A 20,395-nucleotide genomic window follows, 5' to 3' on the forward strand; every position below is an offset into this window, starting at 1 on the left:
CGCTACAGAGGGTGAAGATCAGTGACTTTCGTCGTCGGGGAGTTCAGCGCTCTGGACATCCCCCTGCGCGGCCTCACACCCGAGACCGCGCCGCTCTCGGTGCTGCTCATGGACATCGAGGCGGACCTCGACATCAAGGGCGTGTGGTTCGAGTCGAAGTATCCCGTGGCCGAGCTCGCGTACCGGCTCGTCTACTGGCTGCGGGACGGCGGGCAGCGCGACTTCGAGCTCGATTCGATGTCGTACGCGGACAAAGGCGTGGTGCGGATCGTCGAGTCGGACGACGGCTGGCGAATCGGTTCGGTGTACGCCCCGGGCAAGTGGACCGAGCCGTACACGTGGGACGCGCTCGTCGCGGAGATCCGCCAGTTCGTCCGGACGGTCACCGAGGGCGTCACGACGATCGGGATCGAGCCCGAATTCCTCTCGCGCGCCTGAGGCCGCCCACGGCATCCACCGCGCGTACGGCCCCCGGCCCCGGCCCCGCGTCAGAGGCGCGGCGGCCCCTGTTCCGCCCGGGCGAGGACCGTGCCGAAGTGGGCAAGGTCGGGGTGGTCGATGGGGAGCCGCTCGTCCCACCAGGTGGCGCCCGCGTCGAGGAGAGGGCCGATGACGTCACGGGCGGCGGACGCCCGGCCGTTCCCGGGCGCGACTCCGCCCACCACGACCTCGAAGGGCACGTCGCGGCGGCCGTCGGGGCGGTGCCGCCGGACGTACGTCACGAGCTCGCGCACCTCGTCCGCGGGCGGCGTACGGCCGTGCCCCGCGGAGCGGAACAGCGGGACCGCGCCGTCCCAGCGCGCCGCGCGCCGCATGGGCCTGCGGTTGGGCCAGAAGCCGGCGATCCACACCGGTGGGCGCGGGGACTGCACGGGCCGGGGCAGCAGCGCCACGTCGTCCGCGTGGAAGTGGCGGCCGTGGTGCGTGACCCGCTCCCCCGTCCAGTAGCGCTCCAGCAGGCCCAGCCCCTCGTCCAGACGCTCGGCGAGCAGGACCTCGTCGGTGGGTTCGCCGAAGCTCCCGTACTCGTCCTCGACCGGCCCGCCCAGGCCCGCCGCGAAGATCACCCGGCCCCCGCTGATCCGGTCCAGCGTCGCCACCTGCCGCGCCAACTGGTGCGGACGCCGCCGGGGAACCGGCGTGACCAGCGTGCCCAGCCCGATGCGCGAGGTGGCCAGCGCGGCCGCCGTCAGCAGCATCCACGGGTCGCCGACGGGACGGGGAGCGTCCTTGTAATGGACCACGTGGTCCCACAGGAACAGGGCGTCCCACCCCGCCTCCTCGGCCGCCACGGCCAGGGCCGCCACATTCCTGGCATCGGCGAAGTCCCCGAAGTTGGGCACGTTCAAGGAGAAGCGCATCCTCGCATGATGGCTTCGTCACGCTGGTGCCCGCAACGGCATTCGCGTCGGCGAACCCAGCCCTGCGAGGACAGTGACCTCAGGTGGTGGGCACGCTCTGCTTCGTGAGCTCGTCCAGGAACGCGTACAGCTTCGTCCGCGCCCGCTCGACCTGCTCCTCGGTCGTCAGCGATTCCTCGTAGCGGGCACCACCCACGGGCGGGACCTTCTTCCCCCGGATGTAGAGGGAGCAGGCGAGATCCGAGCAGATGTATATGCCGTACGAGTTGCCTTCCTTCCCCGCCTTGCCCGCCTTCCGGGCGGCCATCAGGCAGACCCCGCCCCGTGTGTGTCCCGTGTAGCACAGCGAGCACAGATTGGGCCGGTAACCGCGGTTCGCGGACAGCCGCAGCGTCACGCCGACGAGCTTCCCGTCCCGTTCCGTCACCAGATAGCTGCGGTCGGGGGCGCCCGGATCCGTCCAGCCGAGGAAGTCGAGCTCTTCCCAGGGCCGCTCACCGAGATCCCTGGGGAGGTTGATCCGCTTCGCCTCCCCCTTGGAACAATTGATGAACGAGTCCCGGATCTCCTGCTCGCCGAGCTCCCGCATGGCGCCCCTCCTGATCACGCACGTGTCCTGATTACGCACGTGCCGAAGGTCCCACTATGGCCGTATGCCGCGTGGCGCGCATGCGAATTTTGTTCGGGCACGCCCAGGAGGAGGTCTTGTACTGCCGGGTGTGGCGCATCACCCATTCCGCCGCCGCGCGGTCGGCCTTTTCGGCGTCGCGGCGCTTCGGGGTGATCGCCGCGGCGAGCCCCGGGGGCCGGACCGCGGCGTAGTGGTGGAACCGGATCACCCCGCAGCCGGTGCATTGGGTTTCGCCGGGGCGCTGGATCCATTCGGTCTGGTGCGTACAGGCCGTTTTCACGGGGGCGTCTTCTTTCCTTCCGGGCATGCGGTGTTCCTTCCGGGCATGCCGTTTCCCTCCGGGCACGCCGTGGACGCGGCGGCAATGCCGTCGCAGGGCCAGCCTTGCCTACCCGGCGGCCGTCATGCCACCCGTGGCCAAGGATTCTCGGTGCGCGGCGGAACTCGGGTGCGCCCGCGCTCCATTGCACCCCCGTCCCTACCGTCCCTCCGCCCGCGCCGCCAGAGACGGCATGCTCTGTACCCGGAAAGCTGCGCCCGGCACACGCCTGCCCATTGGCTTTCACAAGGGGCGCTGTTACGTTGCGAGCACGAACACATCCCCGCACCGGAAGGAGCAGGGAAATGGAGAACGAGTCCGCGGCGGTCCCCGCCCTCTTCGCTCTTCAGAACGAGCGGCAAGGACTGGTCCCGAATGCCCGCGTCACCTCGTACGAGGAGGCACTGGGCGCGGAGTTCGGCCTTTCACGGGAAGACGTACATCTCGAAACAGCCGGAACGACGACCATCCTCGGCGACAGCGCGGAGGACTGAGGACGCCGACCCCGGCCGTGGCGGCCGGGGAAACGGAGATGACACAGAAGGCGCAGAAAACCCAGAAGAAACAGACGACACAGAAGACACAGAAGACACAGAAGACCGTCCTCATCGTCAGCGGAACGAACGATCTGCACGCACTCGCCGTGCGGCGTGAACTCGGCAGCCGCGACTGTCACGTGCGTTTCCTGGCGTGCGACAGAATCCGCGACCACCCGCTGAGCTTCGAGTACGGGAGAGAGCCCACTCTCGTGATCGGCGGCCGAGGCCTGGAGGTCGGCGCCGTTTCCACCGTGTGGTGGCGTCGGCCCGCCCTCCATCAGCGGCTTCCGGTCGGCGCGCTCGACGACGACCAAGTCCATTTCGTCGACACGAACGCCACGGCCACGCTGCGGTCGTTCCTCAGCGCCTCGTTCCGGGGCACGTGGGTGTCCTCGCCCGAGGCCACGGACCGCGCCGGGGACAAGATCCACCAGCTGGCCGTCGCCCGGCAGCAGGGCCTTCGCGTGCCGGACACGCTCCTGTCGAACGACCCTTCGGCCGTACGGGACTTCCACCGGCGGCACCACGGCCGCGTCATCATCAAAGCAGCCCGCAACAGCGGCCGGGTGTTCCTCGCGACGTGCCCTGTCGATCTGGACCGGATCTCGGACGCCCAGATCCGCGCGGTGCCCGGCATTTACCAGGAATGGATTCCCGGCACGGCACATCTCCGGGTGAACTGCTTCGGCGACGAGGTGCACGCCGCTCTCATCGAGACGGACGATCTCGACTGGCGGCCGAACATCAACGTCCCGGTCACCCCGTACACGCTCGACCCGGCTCTCGAACGGCAACTGATCGCGCTGCTGCGGGCACTTGACCTCAAGGTCGGCATGATGGATCTCAAGCTGACCGACCAAGGCGACCCCGTCTGGTTCGAGGTGAACCCCCAGGGGCAATTCCTCTTCCTGGAGCCACTCACCGGGCAGGGCCTTCTGGCTTCCTTCGCCGATTTCCTGATCCGGCAGTAGAGGATGCGGCCGCAAGGGCCGACGGCAGAGACGGCCCGGCCGCCGCAGGCGCGCATCACGATTCCAGGGGACGACCGAGATTGCCCTCGACTCTGTTCAGCAGTTCGCCCGAAGCGGCGGGTCACCTTCGCGCGCCGGGACGAGCGGGCGGCGTGGCTGATCCACAACGACATAGACGAGGACGAGACCGGCCTCACTCTCACCTTCAGCTCCACGACGGACCTCGGGGAGAGCGAGGAGGACAACCGGAAGGCCGAGCTCATGCGCGAGGGCTACCTGGCGGCGCTGCGCAGCACCATGGCCCGGATGCGGGAAACCATCGCCACCGAGGGCGCGGCCTCCGGCGCGGAAGGCGGCATGGAAAGCGGTACGGAAAGCGGTACGGACGACGCCGCCGTACCGGTCCCGTAGGGTCGCCCGCATGCACCGCCACCGCACCCTGACCGAACACGCCCGCTGCCTCTACGGCGACGAGTTCCGGCCCGCGCCGGAGTGCGACGCCGAGCACAAGGAATTCCTCTTCACCGAGGAGCTGACCTTCGCCGAGCCCGACGCGATCCTCGCCATGCTGCGCGAGCTCTCCCCGAACCAGGTCGAGGGATACCTCCCGGTGTGGATACGCAATCTCGCCTACCGGCTGGTCCTCCTCCAGCGGCCCGACGAACCCGGCCTCCTGCGCGAAGCCGCGGACAATCTCTGGCTGCACGGACCCGACTGGGATCACATAGCCGCCGATTTGCGCGAGCGGGCCGAAGCACTGGAGGAGGCCGGCCAGCGGTGACGCGAGGCCGTATCGCCGTCGGTCCGGCACGAAAGTTCATGCCCGAACGGGCAGTTGTCCGCGCCGAGGGGGTGACCAGGACGAGCGCCCGGAGAATGAGCAAGGAGCGCCGATGAGGACCCGTCAGGTAGTGCATCGACCATCTCCGGTGAACGCTCGCCCTGTCGAGAACGACGCTAGGGCGCGGCCAGGGGTGTCGCATCCGGGGTGGGCCGTCGGGGGGCGGCCGTCCGGGTGGTGTCCCCGCGATCGGCGCCGGACGGTCTGAGTTCCAGGTGATTCCGGGTGGTTCCGGGCGCAACGGTGGCACGGTGCGGCTCAGACCGGGTGGCCGTGGTGGGCCAGCAGTCGGTGCGGATCGGGGCCTTCGGTCACGAGGTGGTCGGTGTGGATGGTCGCGGCGGTCAGCCGGGGCACCGCGTGGATGAGGGCGTGTTCGGCGGCGACGGCCAGTTCGTGTGCCCGGACCACGTTCAGGCCGGGGTCGACGACGATCGCGGCCTCCGCGTGCAGCGCGTGCCCTATCCACCGCATGCGCACCTGGCCCAGCCCGCGCACCCCCTCCACCGCGCGCAGGGCCGTCTCCGCCGCGTCGACCAGGGCCGGGTCGACGGCGTCCATCAGGCGCCGGTAGACCTCGCGCGCCGCGTCGCGCAGGACGACGAGGATGACCGCGGTGATCAGCAGGCCGACGACGGGATCGGCCGTGCGCAGGCCGAGAGCGGTGCCACCGGCGCCGAGCAGGACGGCGAGGGACGTGAAGCCGTCGGTACGGGCGTGCAGGCCGTCCGCGACCAGGGCGGCGGAGCCGATGCGCCGTCCCGTGCGGATGCGGTGGCGGGCCACCCACTCGTTGCCCGCGAACCCGGCGACGGCCGCGAGGGCGACGGCCCACAGGTGGCCGACGTCGCGGGGGTGCAGGAGCCGGTCCACGGCCGTGTACGCGGCCAGGGCGGAGGAGGCGGCGATCGTCAGCACGATCACGACGCCGGCCAGGTCCTCGGCGCGGCCGTAGCCGTACGTGTAGCGGCGGGTGGCCGCCCGACGCCCGAGGAGGAACGCGAGGCCCAGGGGGAGGGCGGTGAGGGCGTCGGCACCGTTGTGGACCGTGTCGCCGAGGAGGGCCACGGAGCCGGACAGCGCGGCGATCACGGCCTGGACGGCTGTCGTCAGGCCGAGGACGGCGAAGGAGAGCCAGAGCGTGCGCATGCCCTCGCGGGACGCCTCCATGGCCGCGTCGACCTTGTCCGCGGAGTCATGGCTGTGCGGGGTGAGGACGTGGGCCACGCGGTGGGCCGGACCACGGAGCACGCCCTGGGGAATGCCCTGGGGAATGCCCTGGGGGATGCGCTGGGGGATGCGCTGAGGTACGCGCTGCCACCGGGGGCCGTGGTGGTGGGTGTGAGCGTGGTGGTCGTGATCGTGCGGGTGGCGGTGACCACGGCCGTGCGCGGAGGTGCCGTTGGGTGCCATACCGCCCACGATGGCACGCCGATTCGATTGCGGCTATAGCCGTCGTACGGGCTCTGACCAGGTGCGACGCGCTTGCAGGTGCGGGCTGTTCGATTCGGGCCGACGGGGGCCAGCGGGGATCGGCAGAGGTAGCCGGAGGCACATCCGCACCTCGTCGGTCCTGCCGGACGTGTGATCGGTGGAACGCGCTCCCGTTGCCCGGGAACGGCCGCGTCGTTGGGCCGGAGAAGCGTTACGGCGGCCGGACGGCGGAGGGGACAGCGTGCTTCAGGCATCCATCGACGACACGGAGATCGAGCCAGGGCACATCTACGAGTGGCGGCTGGTCGCCACACGGATGCGCGGCGGCGACGGTCCCTCCCCGGCCCGCAGGGTCACCGGCTACAACCAGGTCAAGCACTTCACCGTCGCCCAGCACGCGCACGAGGCGGACGAGGACATCCCCACGTACGTCGCCACGACGTTCGAGCTCCCCGGCGCCGTCGACCTGGGGGCCCTCGAATCCGCGCTGCTGCACTTCGTACGGCGGCACGAGGTGCTGCGCTGCATCTACCGTCCCCTCGCCGGTGACCTCTCCGGTGATCCCCTCGGCCCGGACGAGGTGGCGCTCAAGCTCGTCGACGTGGGCAGGGCCGGGACCGCCGACGAGGTCCGCGCCTATCTCCACGAGTTCTTCCAGGGGGTGGACCCGCTCTCCTGGCCGCTGATCGTCATGGGTGCCGTGGTCCGGGAGACGTCGGCCACGGTGCACTTCTCCTGGGACCACCTCGTCACCGACGGCCTGTCGAACCCGCTGGCCGTGCGCGACATCGCCACCGCGTACGCGGCGTACGCCCGGGGCGAGGAGCCCGAGCTCCCGGAAGCGGGCAGCTATCTCGACTTCGGCCGCGAGGAGCGGCAGCTGAACCGGACGCTGAGCCTGGAGGACGGGCGGCTGGACCACTGGAAGGGGTTCATGGCCCGCAGCGGGGGCTTCTTCCCGCGCTTCCCGCTGGAACTGGGGACCGAGCCCGGCCTCTTCTACCCCTCGGTGCACGAGACGGACGCGCTGCTCACCGACGCCGGGACCGACGCGCTGGAGGCCCGCTGCCGGGAGGCGGGCGGGAAGCTCTTCATGGGGCTCCTGGCCGCGGTCGGCGTCTCGATCAGGGCGGAGGGCGGCCCGGACGTCTACCGCGCGCTGATGCCGACCAACGAGCGCGGCCGGGGCACGTACGCCCACTCCGTCGGCTGGTTCATCAACACCATGCCCGTCGAGTTCTCCGTGGCGGAAGAGGAGGACTTCCCTCGGGTCCTCGGCAACGCGCGGGAGGCCATCGCCCTGCAGCGCCGCCACTCCGACGTGCACTTCGTCAAGGCGTGGCGCCTGCTGGCCCCGGCGGAGTACGCCTCGATGCGCTACTGGCCGCACGCGGTGAACTTCTTCTCCTACAGCGACTTCCGGCGCTCCCCCGGGGCCGAGCACCACGCCTCGTGGCAGCCCCGGCTCCACGTGTGGCTCGCGCGCCACAACGGCATCTGCCTGTGGCTGCACCGGAACGACACCGGGCTCCACCTGAACGCCGCCTACGTCGACACCCCGCAGGCCAGGCGCACCAAGGCCGGGCTCGTGCGGAGGCTGACGCGCACGATGGAGAACGTGGTGAGCTCGGGGGCGTTCTGAGCCCGGGACGCCCCCGGGCTCCGGGACGTTCCGAGCTCCGGGACGTTCCGAGGCAGCCCGTCCCGGAACGGTTTATCCCTCCCCGACCGCGGCTCGCCTATCGTGGCGTGGATGAACTGGCTGCGACGTCTGCCCGCGACGACCGTGTACGTGGGGTTGCTGCTGGCCACCGCCGGGTGGATGGCCTCGCAATCCGTCCGGGAGCAGGCCCGTTTCATCCGGCACAACAGCAGCAATGTGCATCACCTCGAGGTCGGGAAGTGGTGGACGCTCCTCACCAGCGGTCTGGTGGTCGACGGTGTGCCCGTCCTGCTCGGGATAGCGGCCGTGGCCGGTGTGCTCGGGCTGGCGGAGTGGCGATGGGGGACGCTGCGCGGGTTCGGGGTGTTCCTCTTCGGGCATGTCACGGCGACGCTCCTCACCGAGGGCGCCATGTGGCTGATGAAGCTGGCCCACCTGCCGGGTGCCCTGTCCCGCGCCCGTGACGTGGGCATCAGCTACGGCCTCGTGGCCACCGCCGCCTGCCTGCTGGCCCTCGGCGGACACCGGGCCCGCCGCTACGGGCTGCCCGCCCTCACCCTCCTGCTCACGGTCGCCTGGGCCGTCGACCAGGAACTCGCCGACGCGGGCCACGTCGTCGCCCTCGGCCTGGGCGTGCTCGGCGCCCGCTCCCCCTGGCTCCGCTCGCGACGGCGCGTTCGGGCCAGGCCCTCTGGCGCCCGCGGGGCGCCCCCGCGCAATCTGGGGGACGGAGCTCCGGCCCTCCGGCCGGAGGCCCTCGGCCGTGGGGAGGACAGATGCTGTACGTCTTCGGATTCGAGCGCGTCGGCGTGGTGATGAGCGACCTGTACTTCGTCGATCCCGACCCGCTCCCCGGGCAGGAGGGCGCGGAACGGGGCGTCCGGCTGGAGGTGCGGCTTCTCCGGGCGGGTGAACTGCCCGGCGGCATCTACGCGTCGCGGCCCGTCGTCGTCGACCGGCCGATCTGGCGGGCCGACCTGCTGGAGTCGGTGTCCGGCCCCGCCGGGAGCCTCGACCGCGCCCACCACCACCCGCGCTTCGACGGCTGGGAGCCGGGCGGCCGCGTCTTCTCGGAGCAGTTGTCCGCGGCCCCCGTGGAGTGGACGGCGGAGCGGCTGGCCGACCTGGACGCCCTGCTGGCGGAAGCCGGTGTCGCGGCGGACGAGGCGGGACCGGACGACGCCGCCGACCTCCGCCACGCGGTCCCCGACATCACGGCCGCCCTGCGCCGCCTCCTCGACGGCGTGGCCAAGGGCGAACTGGCCCGGCCGCCCGCCGAGGAACACGTCAGCAGCGCCCGCCTCAGCTGGCTGTGACACCGGCGATCCGGTCCCGGCCGCATTCGCGCATCGTGTACACGCCTGCGCGTACACTCGCAGCATGGAAGACGACATCGTCACCGTTCGCGAGGCCCGGGCCCACTTCGCGGAGCACATCAACAACGCGGAGCAGGGCACGCCGACCGTGATCACGCGCAACGGTACGCCCGTGGCCGCCCTGGTACCGATCTCGGACTTCGAAGCCCTGGAGGAGGCCGCGGACAAACTGCTCGCCCGGGAAGCGGAAGCCGTGCTCGCCGAGGGCGGACCCACAGTGACCATGGCCGAGCTCCTTGCCGATCTCTTCGCCGAGAACCGGTCGCCACGCGAGGGAGCGGCGTGAAGTACGCCTTTCGCTTCACCGCTGCCGCACAACGGCAGCTGCGGGCCGTCGAACTGCCGACGGCCATGCGCATCCTGACCGCCCTGACCGCGCTGGGCGACGACCCTTACCGGGAGGACGCCGACGTCAAGAAGCTACGCGGCTCCTCCGACCTCTACCGTCTGAGAGTCGGCCGCTACCGCGTCGCCTACCAGGTCATCGACGGCGAACTCGTCGTCCTCGTCGTCAAGGTGGGCGACCGGCGCGACGTCCACCGCGGTCTCTGACTCCCGCGCACCGCTCCCGGCAAGCTCACTTCCCCTGCCCCCGGAACCACGCCAGGGCCTCCGGGAGTGCCGCACGGCGGGACGGGGAGTGCTCGATGTCGCCGACGTCCGTCAGGGTGACGTCGGCGTCGGCGGCGCGGAGGGAGCGGGTGCAGGAGAGGGCGTTCTCGTAGGCCACGTCCTTGTCGCCGCGGGCCGCGAAGAGGCGGACGGGTATGCGGGGGTGCCAGCCGGTGCAGCCGGTGTCGCTCTCCTGGTAGGCGCGGAGCAACTCGCCCGTGGGGTGCAGGGCCCAGTCGACGAGGTGCGGGGTGAAGAGCTGCTGCGGGGTGTCGGGGAGCGCGGCGAAGATCTGTCCGCTGTCGTGCGTGCCGTCGAAGAGCGACTCCATGGTCGCCGCGTACGGCGCCTGGAAGACCTCGGACGGGTCCTTGTAGAGGTGGTACGTGCGGTTCATGGCGGTGAGCCAGTACGCGAAGAGGAAGTTGGTGTTCTTGCCGTGCAGGGTGCCCTTCTCCAGGCCCGCCGGGGCCTCCGCGTGCTGGGAGTCGTACGGGCCGCTGACCGGGGCGAGCCCGGCGAGCGTGAAGTGCGGGTCGGCGCCCTGCTGGAGGGCCCGGCCCAGGCCCATCGCGGCGACGCCGCCCTGGGAGAAGCCGGTGACGTGGACGCCCCGTTCGAGACGGCGGCCCTGGTCGTGGACCGCCGTGCGGGCGGCGCGCAGCAGGTCGACCGAGGCCGTGACCTCGCTGGGCAGGTGGCCGTAGGGGTGGAGGCCGGGGCCGCTGCCCAGGCCCAGGTAGTCGGGGGCCACCGTGGCGTAGCCCGCGCCGGCGAACAGCACCGAGTCGGCCCGCACGCCCGGAGCCTCCTTCTCTCCCGGGACACCTGACGGCGCCTCGCCCTTCGAGGCCATCGTGCCGTGCTCGTAGGCCACCACGGGCAGCTCCCGCCGGTCGTTCTCCGGCAGGCTGAGCAGGCCGCTGGCGGTGGTGGGGCGGCCCTGTGCGTCGACCGTGCGGTAGACCACCCGGTAGTGGTCCACGCCGTAGCGCGGCACGGCGGTCTCCCCCGCGTACCCGCGGTCATGGACCTGCTGGGCGGCGGTGGCCTGCGGGATCCGGTCCAGGAGGGACACGGAGACGACCTCGCCGCGGTGCGCGTCACGGCCGTGACCATGACCGTGGGCATCGGCGGCGGTGGCGGTGCCAGTGGCCGTGGTGGTGGCCGTGGCGGCCATCGCCGGAGCGGCCGTCGTGGCCAGGACGAGCGCGGCGCCCAGCACCGCGAGACGGCGACGACGCGGTGTGCTCGTGGCGTGTGACGTGACGGTGACGGTGGCTTGCGTTCTCATGCCGTCAAGCGTCACATCGCGGCCGCTCCGGCGAATCAGGGAACTCCCCTATACGGTCCCTTATTTCGACCCTCATACCCCTCATCGGCAGCGTGACGTCACCGCCCGCACCCCCCTCGCCGCTCTCACCGCTCTCACCGCTCTCACCGCTCTCACCGCTCCAGATAGGCCAGTACGGCCAGGACCCGGCGGTTGTCCGCGTCGTCCGGCAGCAGGCCCAGCTTGGGAAAGATGTTGCCGATGTGCTTCGCGACGGCCTTCTCGGTGATGAACAGGGCTTCCGCGATGCCCGCGTTGGAGCGGCCCTGGGCCAGGCACTCCAGGACCTCGCGCTCGCGGGAGGTGAGCGCGGCGACTCCCTCGTCGCGGGACCGGCGGAGCATGAGCTTGGCGACGACCTCCGGATCCATCACCGTGCCGCCGTCCGCCACGCTGTCGGACGACACGAGAGTGTCAGTGGTCGGCGACGCGGGGTGTGGCAGTGGTCTCTGCGGCTTCGTCGTACGCGGCTGGCCCGTCGAGCGCATGAACACCTGGGGCAACCAGTTCTTCAAGATCGCACGATGCGCCGAACGCCGGGCCGAAGTCGCCCATGCCTACATATCGTTGGCCCACGCCGTCATCACCCTGCGTCGCCTCATCCGCCGCTCATGGACCTTCTACCGCTGGGACACACGCCCCGGCAAACGCCCCTGACCACCGCCTATCCGCGCACGCTCTCATTCGTCCAGGACTTGCACGGCTCCGGCGGGAGGCTGCTGCGGCTCCTCCTGCTGCTGCGTCCCGCGTCGCAGCGTTTCCTCGTAGAGGCGCAGGTAGCCGTCTGCCATGGCAGCTGGGGTGAATCGCTTGACGGCCTCGCTTCGGCATGCGCGCGGGTCGATCCCGTCGGCTGCCGCCAGCAGCTGGGCGAGTTCGTCCTCGCTGTCGGCGAGCAGGCCTGTGTGTCCATGCTGGACAAGTTCAGGCACGCAACCGCGGGCGAAGGCAATCACCGGTGTGCCGAGCGCTAGCGACGAGGGCGAGACCGCCTGGTTCTGCCCACTGGATGGGGCACAGGGTAGCCCGGGCGCTGGCCACCAGCTCATCACGGTCCCGGCCTGACAGCGTCCCGGCCCACCGGACCAGGTCGCCGTCGACGTAGGGCGACACCTCATCGTGCCAGTAGCGCACATCCGGGTTGAGCAGCGCCGCCTCGCTGGCCCCGGCCAGCGAGGCGGCGTCGGGGTAGGGTCCGACAGGGCCGGCGAGGACGACCGGCGTCTTGAGCTGGTGGGCAAGCCTGGCCGCGATGTGTGTGCCCTTGCACGGGGTGATCCGCGCCAGGACCACGAGATGACGCTCCCGTCCGGATGCGGGCACGACGGACAGGGGCCGGGCGGCCTGTGGTGTGCCGTGGTAGACGTGCCCGAGCGCATGGGCGCGCAGGGCGGCAGGGGCGTGCCGCAGATGGTCAGCTGATACGCCGTTGACCCAGACCCGAGCTCCCCCGCTGAAACGGCCGTAGAAGTCGGGGTGCTTGGTGAGGTCCCAGTGCAGGGTGTGCAGCACCGGTGGTCCGCATGGCCCCATCGCGCTAAGCACGGCGGGTCCGGTCACTTCTACGTGGTCGTGGACCAGGTCGATGTCGTCATGCGCCTGCAGGCGCCGCACCACCGCCTGCAGATGCGCGGCACTTACGCCCGAGACAGTGTTGTAGGGCTGCTGCAGGTGCCGGAACTGACCGCTCGGGAAGACCGCTAGCGACTCGTCACAGTCCGCCTTGCTGTCCGCGACGGTGGCGAGCGCCACGCGCACTCCCCGTCGCCGCAGCTCATGGACCAGTGTGGCCACGACGTTTTCCAGGCCGCCGTAGCCGGTGGGGGGCAGTGCGAGCCACGGGCCCGCGTTGACAAGCACTGTCATCGTCATTGCCGTACACCTCTCGTGCGCAGCGGGGCAGGCCTGGACAGCGTCGCCAGTGGTGGCCGCTGAACGACGGCGGTGTCGTGGACCACGAGTTCACCCAGCGTGCCGCGCCCCGGCCCGCCGCACCGGAACTGGGCCAGGCAGGTCCGCGGAAATGCCGTCGGGTCGGCCCTGCCCTGCTGTTGCAGGCGGGACCATGCAGTAAGCAGGATCTGAGAGGCCATCTGGCCGAGAGCTTCTGTGCTCTGGTGCCGGTGGATGCGTACGTCGAGATCAACTTGCGCCAGCGCGTCCAGCCCGAACGAACTGAGTAGGTCTATGAGAAGGCCGAGTTCTACACCATAACCGGAGACGAACGGGACCTGTTCCAGCAGCTCTCGCCGCCCGGCATACTCCCCGGCCAGAGGCTGGATGAATCCGGCGAGTCTCGGCCAGAAGAGGTTCAGCAATGGCCGGGCAACCAGCTCGGTCACCCGGCCCCCGCTTTGCGGCTCGTGCCGGTTCCCATCGAGCAAGGGCCGTCGGTAGAAGCCCTTTACATAGCCGATACCGGGATCGGTCAGCAAGGGACCGAGCAGCGCTGTGACGAACTTCGGCTGGAAATTTTTCAGGTCGGCGTCAATAAACACCACGATATCCCCGGACGATGCAGCAAGGCCGCACCACATCGCCGCTCCTTTTCCGTCCATCCCGGGCAGCTCGTCGCCGATCTGGTCCTGGTGCACCACGGCCGCCCCGGCGGCGGCTGCGATGCTGGCCGTGGCGTCCCGGGAACGGGAGTCGACCACGATGATCTCGTCGACCAGACCTGCGCGCTCCAGCAGGTCTCGACGGATCATGTGGACAATCGCCCCTACCGTGGCCTCTTCGTTACGGGCGGGAAGCACAACACTGACCCGGGCGGAGCCTTTGGCGGGCCAGACACACTCCACCGGCCAGTCGTCGGCGCGCGTCGTCCGGCGCTCCAGCCAGCGGGACACCTCAGGCAAGAGGGCAGCATCCAGGCTTTCCACAGCACCGCTCCTCTCCTGGCCTGCCGTCACACATATCCGAAAGATATCTTGAGGTAGAAACTGCCGCCACATATAGGATTTTCCCCATCAATGCGGATCACGGGCGCTCTACGACGGGGTGTGTCAATTTAACGACACTTTCGCACATTGGATGGTGACAGGTCGTGAGCATGAGCCGTGGCCAGTTACGCAGGGTGCGGATGGCCTTCTGACCTCGATGTTTCACTATCGGGCGGCGCTGCAGTGAGGAAGCCGGCCCAGGCACGATGGACCCGTGCCGACGGCCGTTGCGTCGGTCTGCCGACTGCACACAACGACCACTCCGACACTTGGAGGCTTATTCAGGCTGGGCCCGACAGGCTTCTTCCTACCTTCTAAAAATAAGCGGCGGTCTGCTGTGGGAGAATTGGGTTTTCCTGAGGCTCAACTCTCCGGAGCGAGAACCCCGTTATGCACGCCATCACGGGGTTCTCGCGGGAACAGGTCACGGAGCTGTGTTCCATGATGGGGTAGCCGGATCATCGGCCGCAAAAACAACGGATATGGCCGACCTTCAGCGATGCCGCTTACTCGGTAGGTTGCGCGGGCCCGGGTAATCCCGGTGCGCTCGTGGCGTCGGCGAGCGTGATCCGTCCACCCTTCAGCTCCGGAACGTACTTGTACACCGTGTTCCGGGAGACTCCGAGGAGCCGGGCGATCGAGGGGACGGTGTTCTCGGGCCGGGTGAGCGGGTCGCAGGCGTGGCGGATCTGTTCGCCGGTCACGGCCGGCGGGCGGCCGAGGCGGGCTCCGTGGGCGCGGGCGACGTCGAGTCCTTCGTTGGTGCCCTGGACGATGAGTTCGCGGATGAACTCGACGCCGGCGGCGCGCTCACACTCCGCCACGTCCCACCCGACGGGTACACCGCCACACCGCGGCTCTACGTGCTCAGGCCCGACCAGGCCGACGCCATCGTCGGCCGCACGAACCCCACCCCCTCCGTACGCGGTTGCATCCAGCCCATCGAGGCCGAGGTCCTCCTGCGAGTCCGGGTCGACGGCCGTTGTCGGGAGACACGAGAGTGTCAGCGGTCGGCGACATGCGGTGTCAGTACGGACGCCCGGATTGGCCGCGACGCACTTCGTCGATTTGGCTGGCGTGTGGGCCGCGTTCAGGGGCGCGGGGTTTTGTCCTCGCGCCCGCAGCAGCTCGACGTCCTCCGGCCCGACCAGGCCGACGCCGTCACCGGCCGCAAGAACCCCAACCTCTCCGTACGCGGCCCGATCCAGCCCGTCGAAGCGGAGGTTCTCCTGCGCGTCTGGGTCGACGGCGGTATCGACCCCGGCGACGCGGCCCAGCGTCAGGCCCTCGGCGACCTCGCCGCCGCCGACATGGTTACGCGCGGCGACCTCATCGACGTCCTTCCCGACCACGTCGCGTACAGCCTGCGGATGCTCTCCGAGCCGTCACCACCTACTGACACACCCCATGTCGCCGACCACTGACATCTCACGTCGCGACCCACTGACGTTCTGACGTCGTCCGACACACGCACTGGATCATGGACAGGAACTCGGCGCCGTGGAAGACCCGGTCCTTGAGGATGCAGCCGACCGACCCCGCGCCGTCGGCCAGGAGTTCGCGGGCGTACAGCGGCTCCACGTACTGCGACAGCAGGAGCACCGGCAGGCCCGGGACCTCGCGGCGGGCCGGCGGCGATCCCGGCGCCCACGATCGGGTCGACGGACACCCATACCCAGTCGCGCCACGTCTGCCCGTCCCGAACGATCCACTGCGCGCGAGCGAGCACGCCCTGGATTCCCTTCGGCAGGGGCTCGGGCTCCGGCTCGTACGGGTCGGCGACGAGTTTGCCGGTCCACCGGCCGACCAGCTCGCGCTGACGGTCGGCCAGCTTGCGGACGTACCCGACGGTGCGCGGCAGCATCAGCAGCCCCAGCCCGGTGCCGAGCAGCAGCACCGTCAGGGACACCAGCAGCGACATCAGGAGCGCCACCCACGCGAGCACCCACAGCCACAGACACCGGCGGAGCCCCGCGAGTCCCTCCTCGGCCGATATCCGGCTCCTGAACCTGCGCACGTCCCCCACCTGGGCCTTTCCCCTTGCTCGCATGGCCGGAGACGGCCGCGCAGCCATTATGGGGAGGCGGGAGCGGGTGAGTCGGTGGAGAAAACTCCCCTGTTCACTGGATGCCCACCCGGTGGAGGCGGGCCTCCGCGATCTCGGCCTTGCCCAGTTCCCCGGCGGCGACCTTGGCCACCATGCCCCAGTGCCCCGCGACCGGGCACTTGGCGTAGCGGCGGCCGATGCCGCCGACTTTCAGGGACCTGATGCCGACGAACGGTATCCAGGTCGCGGTGTACAGGTGCCCGGCGGCACACCGTACGAACGTCTCGCTGGCCACGGGGCGTCGTCTCCTTCACTTGTCATGTCGACGGATCGGAAGTGGATGACCGCCTCACGAGTCGAGGACGGTCTCCGGGTCGAAGCGGACGGTCACGAGCACGACCGACGCGCAGGCGATGAGCAGGGTGGCTCCTCCCGCGATCAGCAGGAGCCGGGCCGGGCCGAGGGACGGCAGGCCGTAGGAGAGGACGAACACGGCACCCAGGCCGGGCAGCACGGCGACGACGTTGCCGAGGTTGCCGCCCGACAGGGCGGCCGCCACGCCGACCTGCGTGAGCCGGGGGAAGAGCAGGCTCACCAGCAGCGCCAGGCTGCCGCTCGTCCAGGCGATCAGCAGGGGGAAGACGGTCACCAGCGCCACGTACGCGGCGGGGAGGTGGAGGTGGACCGAGGTGGCCGCCACGAAGGCGCCGGTCACGGCGGCCGTGATGGCCGTGTAGACGGCCCAGAACCCGGTCGCCGTGGCGAGGGTGAAGCCGAGGACGGCGGTGGCGATGCGACGCGGCGTATAGGGGGAGCCGAGGAGTTCCTCGAACCCGCCCCGGGCGACCTCCGCGCCCACCAGCCCCTGCACCGCGCGCGTCACCGAGGCCGCGTTGAAGACCGCAGCGGTGCCCGGCCCGAGCGTCAGCAGGATGCCCACGGTGACTGCGTGGCCGCCGTCGGAGTAGTCGGAGGCGAGCGAGAGGAAGGCGCCCGCGCTGTTGGCCGAGTCGCCGCCGAAGCAGGAGGTGATCACCGTGACGGCGAGGGTGAGGACGAACGGCACGACCGGGGAGAGGAGATGGCGTCGCCCCTCGTGGACGAGGCGCCACAGCAGGGCGGCCGTGAGGGCGAAGGGTCGTGCGGTTCCGGTCGGGACGACGATCTCGGTAACCGAAGCGGTCGAGGTGGTCGGGGAGGTCGGGGTGGTCGGGGTGGTCACAGTCGTTCCTGACGCTGGTCCTTGAGGTGGAGGAAGACGTCTTCGAGGGCGTTGCCCGCGACGGCGACCTCCCGCAAACCGATGTCCTGACGGGCGAGTTCCGCGATGAGCGTCTCCGTCTCGCTCTCGTCCGCGACGTCGACCAGCACCGCGCCGTCCCTCCCGGGGAGGGGCTCGTGGCCGAGCCGCCGCAGCGCCTCGGCGGGGTCGAGCCGGGCCCGTATGCGCAGGCGCACCGCACTGCCGACCATCCGCGCGCGCAGCTCGGCGGGGGTGCCGCGGCCGACGATCCGGCCGCTCTTGAGAAGCGTGACGTCGTCGGCGAGGGCCTGCGCCTCGTTCATGTCGTGCGTGGAGGCGAGGACGGTGCGCCCCTCGTCGGCGAGGGCGCGCAGCCGGGTGCGCAGCTCCGCGGTCGCGGCCGGGTCCATGCCGGTGGTGGGCTCGTCCAGCAGGAGCACCGCGGGATCGGAGAGCAGGACCTTGGCGAGGACGACGCGCTGGGTCTGGCCGCGGCTGAGGGTGCCCGCGGGCCTGTCCGCCAGCTCCTCCAGGTGGAACGTCCCCATGACCTCGGTCAACCGCTCCCGGCGCAAGGGTGCGGGCAGGTCCAGCACCCGCGCCCAGTAGTCGAGGTTCCCTCGCACGGTGAGCTGCGGGGAGAGCGCGGAGCGGTGTGCCGCGACCCCGATCAGCCGCTTGGCGGCCGGGTCGCGGTGCGGGTCCCGCCCGGTGATCAGCACCCGCCCGGCTGTGGGCGCGACCACCCCGGCGAGGACTCTGAACAGCGTCGTCTTCCCGGCCCCGTTCGGTCCCAGCAGCACGTGCACACCGGGGCCGAGCCCCAGGCTCACGTCGTGCAGAACGGCCCGCTTGCGGTATCCGGCGTGGACGCCTTCGGCGGACAACGCCATCATCGCTCCCGTCCGAGACGGCCCTCTCATCCTCGTCCAGGCGAACTTCGGAGACAGGCCAGGATCACGGGACCGATTGAATCGATCATGCGCTCATGGCGCGTACGCCTTACAGGCGGGAACAGGACATTCCGGCGCCGGAACGGGACAGCCGGTGAACGGGTGCGGCCGTCAGAACAGCTGGCCCTGGCCCTCCATGTCCGGCTTCTCCGGGTCGAAGAGGCGCGGCTGGGTGGAGAGCAGGGGCGCCGAGCGGCGGGAACCCGGGCAGGAGATGAGGTCGTAGGAGACGCGGCGGCCCGGCGGGTCGTGGCGGGCGTAGCGGCCACCGACCACGGCGATCTCTCGGGAGCAGACGGGGCAGGTGCGACGGGGAGCGGACATCCCACCAGTGTCCCTTACGTCCACGTCGCACGTTTTCGGAAGCCCGGAAGAGCCCGGAGCCACGCCCCGGAGCACCTGCCTCAGAAGGCGTCCGACGGCACGTACGTCCCCCACACCTCCCGCAGCGCGCCGCACACCTCGCCCACCGTCGCCCGTTCGCGCAGGGCCTCCTTCAGGGGCGGGAGGATGTTGTCGGTGCCCTCCGCCGTCTTCTTCAGGCGGGCGAGGGCCGCGGCCACCGCGCCGCCGTCGCGCTCGGCGCGGAGCCGGGCCAGGCGGCGGGTCTGCTGTTCCTCGATGGCCGGGTCGACGCGCAGCGGCGCGTACGGCTCCTCCGCGTCGAGGCGGTAGCGGTTGACGCCCACGACGACGCGCTCGCCGCTGTCGGTCTCCTGGGCCACGCGGTACGCGCTGCGCTCGATCTCGCCCTTCTGGAAGCCGCGCTCGATGGCCGCCACCGCGCCGCCCATGTCCTCGACACGGGCCATGAGGGCACGGGCCGACGTCTCCACGTCGTCGGTGAGCGACTCGACGGCGTACGACCCGGCGAACGGGTCGACGGTGGCCGTCACGTCCGTCTCGTGCGCGAGGACCTGCTGGGTGCGCAGGGCCAGCCGGGCGGACTTGTCGGTGGGCAGCGCGATCGCCTCGTCGAAGGCGTTGGTGTGCAGCGACTGGGTGCCGCCCAGCACCGCGCCCAGCGCCTGCACGGCGACCCGCACCAGGTTCAGCTCCGGCTGCTGCGCGGTCAGCTGGACGCCCGCGGTCTGCGTGTGGAAGCGCAGCATCAGCGACTTCGGGTCGCGCGCGCCGAACTCCTCGCGCATCACCCGCGCCCAGATCCGGCGCGCCGCCCGGAACTTCGCGACCTCCTCCAGCAGCGTCGTCCGCGCCACGAAGAAGAAGGACAGCCGGGGCGCGAAGTCGTCCACCGCCATCCCGGCGGCGAGCGCCGTACGGACGTACTCGATGCCGTTGGCCAGCGTGAAGGCGATCTCCTGCACGGGCGTGGCCCCCGCCTCCGCCATGTGGTAGCCGGAGATCGAGATCGTGTTCCACCGGGGCATCACCGCACCGCAGTAGCGGAACGTGTCCGCGACGAGCCGCAGGGACGGCTGCGGCGGGAAGATGTACGTGCCGCGGGCGATGTACTCCTTGAGGACATCGTTCTGCACGGTGCCCGTGAGGCGGCCGGGTGCCACGCCCTGTTCCTCGGCGACCAGTTCGTACAGCAGCAGGAGCACCGCCGCGGGCGCGTTGATCGTCATCGACGTGGAGACCTCGCCGAGCGGAATGCCGTCGAACAGCAGCCGCATGTCCTCGACCGAGTCGACGGCCACACCGACCTTGCCGACCTCGCCGCTCGCGAGCGGGGCGTCCGAGTCGTACCCCATCTGGGTGGGCAGGTCGAACGCGACGGACAGGCCCATGGTGCCGTGCGCGATGAGCTGCCGGTAGCGGGCGTTGGACTCGGCGGCCGTGCCGAAACCGGCGTACTGCCGCATCGTCCACGGGCGGCCGGTGTACATCGTCGGGTAGACGCCGCGGGTGTACGGGTACGCGCCGGGGACGCCCAGACGCTCGGCGGGATCCCAGTCGGCGAGGGCGTCCGGGCCGTAGACCGGTTCGACGGGGAGGCCGGACTCCGTCGTCCGGGGGTCGCCTCCGCCTGTGCCCGTGTGGTTGCCGTCCGGCTCGCGCACCGCCATCGGTACCGCCTCCCGCTGCTGCTCGGCTGCGTCCTGCTTCCCAGAATGCTCCGGGTCGGGCCCGTGGGGCAGTAACGGCGCGGGGTGGTGTGGGGGG

The 20,395-nt window shown here is 70.6% G+C and carries 26 protein-coding genes and 3 pseudogenes; 12 read left to right on the plus strand and 17 right to left on the minus strand.

Annotation, left to right across the window (positions count from 1 at the left end):
- Window positions 1-21: 21 nt before the first annotated feature.
- Complete coding sequence (locus K6I34_RS09915; protein WP_229324344.1) at window positions 22-438, plus strand: hypothetical protein; 417 nt, start codon at window positions 22-24, stop codon at window positions 436-438.
- A 50-nt stretch (window positions 439-488) separates the two neighbouring features.
- Here the strand turns inward: K6I34_RS09915 and K6I34_RS09920 are convergent, their stop codons facing one another.
- The 3 genes from K6I34_RS09920 to K6I34_RS09930 all read right to left on the minus strand — a co-directional run bounded on the left by K6I34_RS09920 (window position 489) and on the right by K6I34_RS09930 (window position 2,299).
- Window positions 489-1,361, minus strand: a complete 873-nt coding sequence (locus K6I34_RS09920; RefSeq protein ID WP_229324346.1) for an LLM class flavin-dependent oxidoreductase — start codon at window positions 1,359-1,361, stop codon at window positions 489-491.
- A 79-nt stretch (window positions 1,362-1,440) separates the two neighbouring features.
- A complete protein-coding gene (locus K6I34_RS09925) occupies window positions 1,441-1,950 on the minus strand; it encodes an FBP domain-containing protein (protein WP_229324348.1) in 510 nt (169 codons plus the stop codon).
- A gap of 31 nt (window positions 1,951-1,981) precedes the next feature.
- Window positions 1,982-2,299 carry a DUF6255 family natural product biosynthesis protein gene (locus tag K6I34_RS09930; RefSeq protein WP_229324350.1) on the minus strand — a complete coding sequence of 106 codons (318 nt, stop codon included), beginning with the start codon at window positions 2,297-2,299 and terminating at the stop codon, window positions 1,982-1,984.
- Between the two features lie 317 nt (window positions 2,300-2,616).
- On the opposite strand from K6I34_RS09930, the gene K6I34_RS09935 reads away from it, so the two are divergent.
- Genes K6I34_RS09935 through K6I34_RS09950 form a run of 4 tightly spaced genes read left to right on the plus strand, consistent with a single transcriptional unit; the run spans window position 2,617 to window position 4,602 of the window.
- Window positions 2,617-2,805 (plus strand): hypothetical protein, encoded by a 189-nt coding sequence (locus tag K6I34_RS09935; RefSeq protein ID WP_229324352.1) that lies wholly within the window; start codon window positions 2,617-2,619, stop codon window positions 2,803-2,805.
- Between the two features lie 38 nt (window positions 2,806-2,843).
- A complete protein-coding gene (locus K6I34_RS09940; protein WP_229324354.1) occupies window positions 2,844-3,821 on the plus strand; it encodes a hypothetical protein in 978 nt (325 codons plus the stop codon).
- A gap of 3 nt (window positions 3,822-3,824) precedes the next feature.
- Window positions 3,825-4,232 (plus strand): hypothetical protein, encoded by a 408-nt coding sequence (locus K6I34_RS09945; RefSeq protein ID WP_229324356.1) that lies wholly within the window; start codon window positions 3,825-3,827, stop codon window positions 4,230-4,232.
- 10 nt (window positions 4,233-4,242) lie between these two features.
- Entirely contained in the window at window positions 4,243-4,602 is a 360-nt protein-coding gene (locus tag K6I34_RS09950; protein ID WP_229324358.1) for a hypothetical protein, read from the plus strand.
- 318 nt (window positions 4,603-4,920) lie between these two features.
- Here K6I34_RS09950 and K6I34_RS09955 read toward each other — a convergent pair whose 3' ends face one another.
- Window positions 4,921-6,075 (minus strand): cation diffusion facilitator family transporter, encoded by a 1,155-nt coding sequence (locus K6I34_RS09955; protein ID WP_229324360.1) that lies wholly within the window; start codon window positions 6,073-6,075, stop codon window positions 4,921-4,923.
- Window positions 6,076-6,337: 262 nt separating this feature from the next.
- On the opposite strand from K6I34_RS09955, the gene K6I34_RS09960 reads away from it, so the two are divergent.
- The 5 genes from K6I34_RS09960 (at window position 6,338) to K6I34_RS09980 (ending at window position 9,687) form a co-directional block, all read left to right on the plus strand.
- Complete coding sequence (locus K6I34_RS09960) at window positions 6,338-7,738, plus strand: condensation domain-containing protein (RefSeq protein WP_229324362.1); 1,401 nt, start codon at window positions 6,338-6,340, stop codon at window positions 7,736-7,738.
- Between the two features lie 111 nt (window positions 7,739-7,849).
- The gene (locus tag K6I34_RS09965; RefSeq protein ID WP_229324364.1) at window positions 7,850-8,575 is read left to right on the plus strand and encodes a rhomboid-like protein; all 726 of its coding nucleotides are present in this window, start codon (window positions 7,850-7,852) and stop codon (window positions 8,573-8,575) included.
- Entirely contained in the window at window positions 8,536-9,075 is a 540-nt protein-coding gene (locus K6I34_RS09970; RefSeq protein WP_229324367.1) for a hypothetical protein, read from the plus strand. Before K6I34_RS09965 ends, K6I34_RS09970 begins: the two co-directional genes overlap by 40 nt.
- A 64-nt stretch (window positions 9,076-9,139) precedes the next feature.
- On the plus strand, window positions 9,140-9,421 hold the full coding sequence (locus K6I34_RS09975) for a type II toxin-antitoxin system Phd/YefM family antitoxin (protein ID WP_229324369.1): 282 nt from the start codon (window positions 9,140-9,142) through the stop codon (window positions 9,419-9,421).
- Complete coding sequence (locus K6I34_RS09980) at window positions 9,418-9,687, plus strand: type II toxin-antitoxin system RelE/ParE family toxin (protein WP_229324371.1); 270 nt, start codon at window positions 9,418-9,420, stop codon at window positions 9,685-9,687. Before K6I34_RS09975 ends, K6I34_RS09980 begins: the two co-directional genes overlap by 4 nt.
- 25 nt (window positions 9,688-9,712) lie before the next feature.
- On the opposite strand, the gene K6I34_RS09985 is transcribed toward K6I34_RS09980, so the two are convergent.
- Together K6I34_RS09985 and K6I34_RS09990 are read right to left on the minus strand one after the other, a co-directional pair.
- The gene (locus tag K6I34_RS09985; protein WP_229324373.1) at window positions 9,713-11,041 is read right to left on the minus strand and encodes a S9 family peptidase; all 1,329 of its coding nucleotides are present in this window, start codon (window positions 11,039-11,041) and stop codon (window positions 9,713-9,715) included.
- 152 nt (window positions 11,042-11,193) lie between these two features.
- Window positions 11,194-11,472 (minus strand): annotated as a pseudogene (locus K6I34_RS09990) (LuxR C-terminal-related transcriptional regulator); the annotation flags it as partial.
- A 19-nt stretch (window positions 11,473-11,491) separates the two neighbouring features.
- Between K6I34_RS09990 and K6I34_RS09995 the strand changes: the two are divergent.
- A complete protein-coding gene (locus tag K6I34_RS09995) occupies window positions 11,492-11,737 on the plus strand; it encodes a hypothetical protein (protein WP_374230869.1) in 246 nt (81 codons plus the stop codon).
- A gap of 23 nt (window positions 11,738-11,760) precedes the next feature.
- Here the strand turns inward: K6I34_RS09995 and K6I34_RS10000 are convergent, their stop codons facing one another.
- The 4 genes from K6I34_RS10000 to K6I34_RS10015 form a co-directional block, all read right to left on the minus strand.
- A complete protein-coding gene (locus K6I34_RS10000) occupies window positions 11,761-12,012 on the minus strand; it encodes a hypothetical protein (protein WP_229324375.1) in 252 nt (83 codons plus the stop codon).
- Window positions 12,005-12,952 carry a glycosyltransferase gene (locus tag K6I34_RS10005; protein ID WP_229324377.1) on the minus strand — a complete coding sequence of 316 codons (948 nt, stop codon included), beginning with the start codon at window positions 12,950-12,952 and terminating at the stop codon, window positions 12,005-12,007. Before K6I34_RS10005 ends, K6I34_RS10000 begins: the two co-directional genes overlap by 8 nt.
- Window positions 12,949-13,962, minus strand: coding sequence for a glucosyl-3-phosphoglycerate synthase (locus tag K6I34_RS10010; RefSeq protein WP_229324379.1), 1,014 nt, complete (start codon window positions 13,960-13,962; stop codon window positions 12,949-12,951). The genes K6I34_RS10005 and K6I34_RS10010 overlap by 4 nt, the downstream gene beginning before the upstream one ends.
- Window positions 13,963-14,528: 566 nt before the next feature.
- Window positions 14,529-14,846 (minus strand): helix-turn-helix domain-containing protein, encoded by a 318-nt coding sequence (locus K6I34_RS10015; protein ID WP_229324381.1) that lies wholly within the window; start codon window positions 14,844-14,846, stop codon window positions 14,529-14,531.
- A gap of 282 nt (window positions 14,847-15,128) precedes the next feature.
- Here K6I34_RS10015 and K6I34_RS10020 point away from each other — a divergent pair, with 282 nt between their 5' ends.
- A complete protein-coding gene (locus K6I34_RS10020) occupies window positions 15,129-15,446 on the plus strand; it encodes a hypothetical protein (RefSeq protein WP_229324383.1) in 318 nt (105 codons plus the stop codon).
- A gap of 37 nt (window positions 15,447-15,483) precedes the next feature.
- Here K6I34_RS10020 and K6I34_RS10025 read toward each other — a convergent pair.
- The 7 genes and pseudogenes from K6I34_RS10025 to K6I34_RS10050 form a co-directional block, all read right to left on the minus strand.
- Window positions 15,484-15,651 (minus strand): annotated as a pseudogene (locus tag K6I34_RS10025) (DNA-binding response regulator); the annotation flags it as partial.
- Window positions 15,652-15,676: 25 nt separating this feature from the next.
- A pseudogene (locus K6I34_RS38825) lies at window positions 15,677-16,096 on the minus strand (sensor domain-containing protein); the annotation flags it as partial.
- 46 nt (window positions 16,097-16,142) lie between these two features.
- Window positions 16,143-16,364: a hypothetical protein gene (locus K6I34_RS10030; RefSeq protein ID WP_229324385.1), complete on the minus strand. Its 222-nt coding sequence runs from the start codon at window positions 16,362-16,364 to the stop codon at window positions 16,143-16,145.
- Between the two features lie 54 nt (window positions 16,365-16,418).
- Window positions 16,419-17,291 (minus strand): hypothetical protein, encoded by an 873-nt coding sequence (locus K6I34_RS10035; protein WP_229324387.1) that lies wholly within the window; start codon window positions 17,289-17,291, stop codon window positions 16,419-16,421.
- A complete protein-coding gene (locus K6I34_RS10040) occupies window positions 17,288-18,208 on the minus strand; it encodes an ABC transporter ATP-binding protein (protein ID WP_229324390.1) in 921 nt (306 codons plus the stop codon). Before K6I34_RS10040 ends, K6I34_RS10035 begins: the two co-directional genes overlap by 4 nt.
- 168 nt (window positions 18,209-18,376) lie before the next feature.
- Window positions 18,377-18,589, minus strand: coding sequence for a hypothetical protein (locus tag K6I34_RS10045; RefSeq protein ID WP_229324392.1), 213 nt, complete (start codon window positions 18,587-18,589; stop codon window positions 18,377-18,379).
- 80 nt (window positions 18,590-18,669) lie between these two features.
- Entirely contained in the window at window positions 18,670-20,298 is a 1,629-nt protein-coding gene (locus K6I34_RS10050) for a methylmalonyl-CoA mutase (RefSeq protein WP_229324396.1), read from the minus strand.
- Window positions 20,299-20,395: the final 97 nt, after the last annotated feature.

It is taken from the genome of Streptomyces sp. UNOC14_S4, assembly GCF_020740835.1.
Taxonomy (GTDB): Bacteria; Actinomycetota; Actinomycetes; order Streptomycetales; family Streptomycetaceae; genus Streptomyces.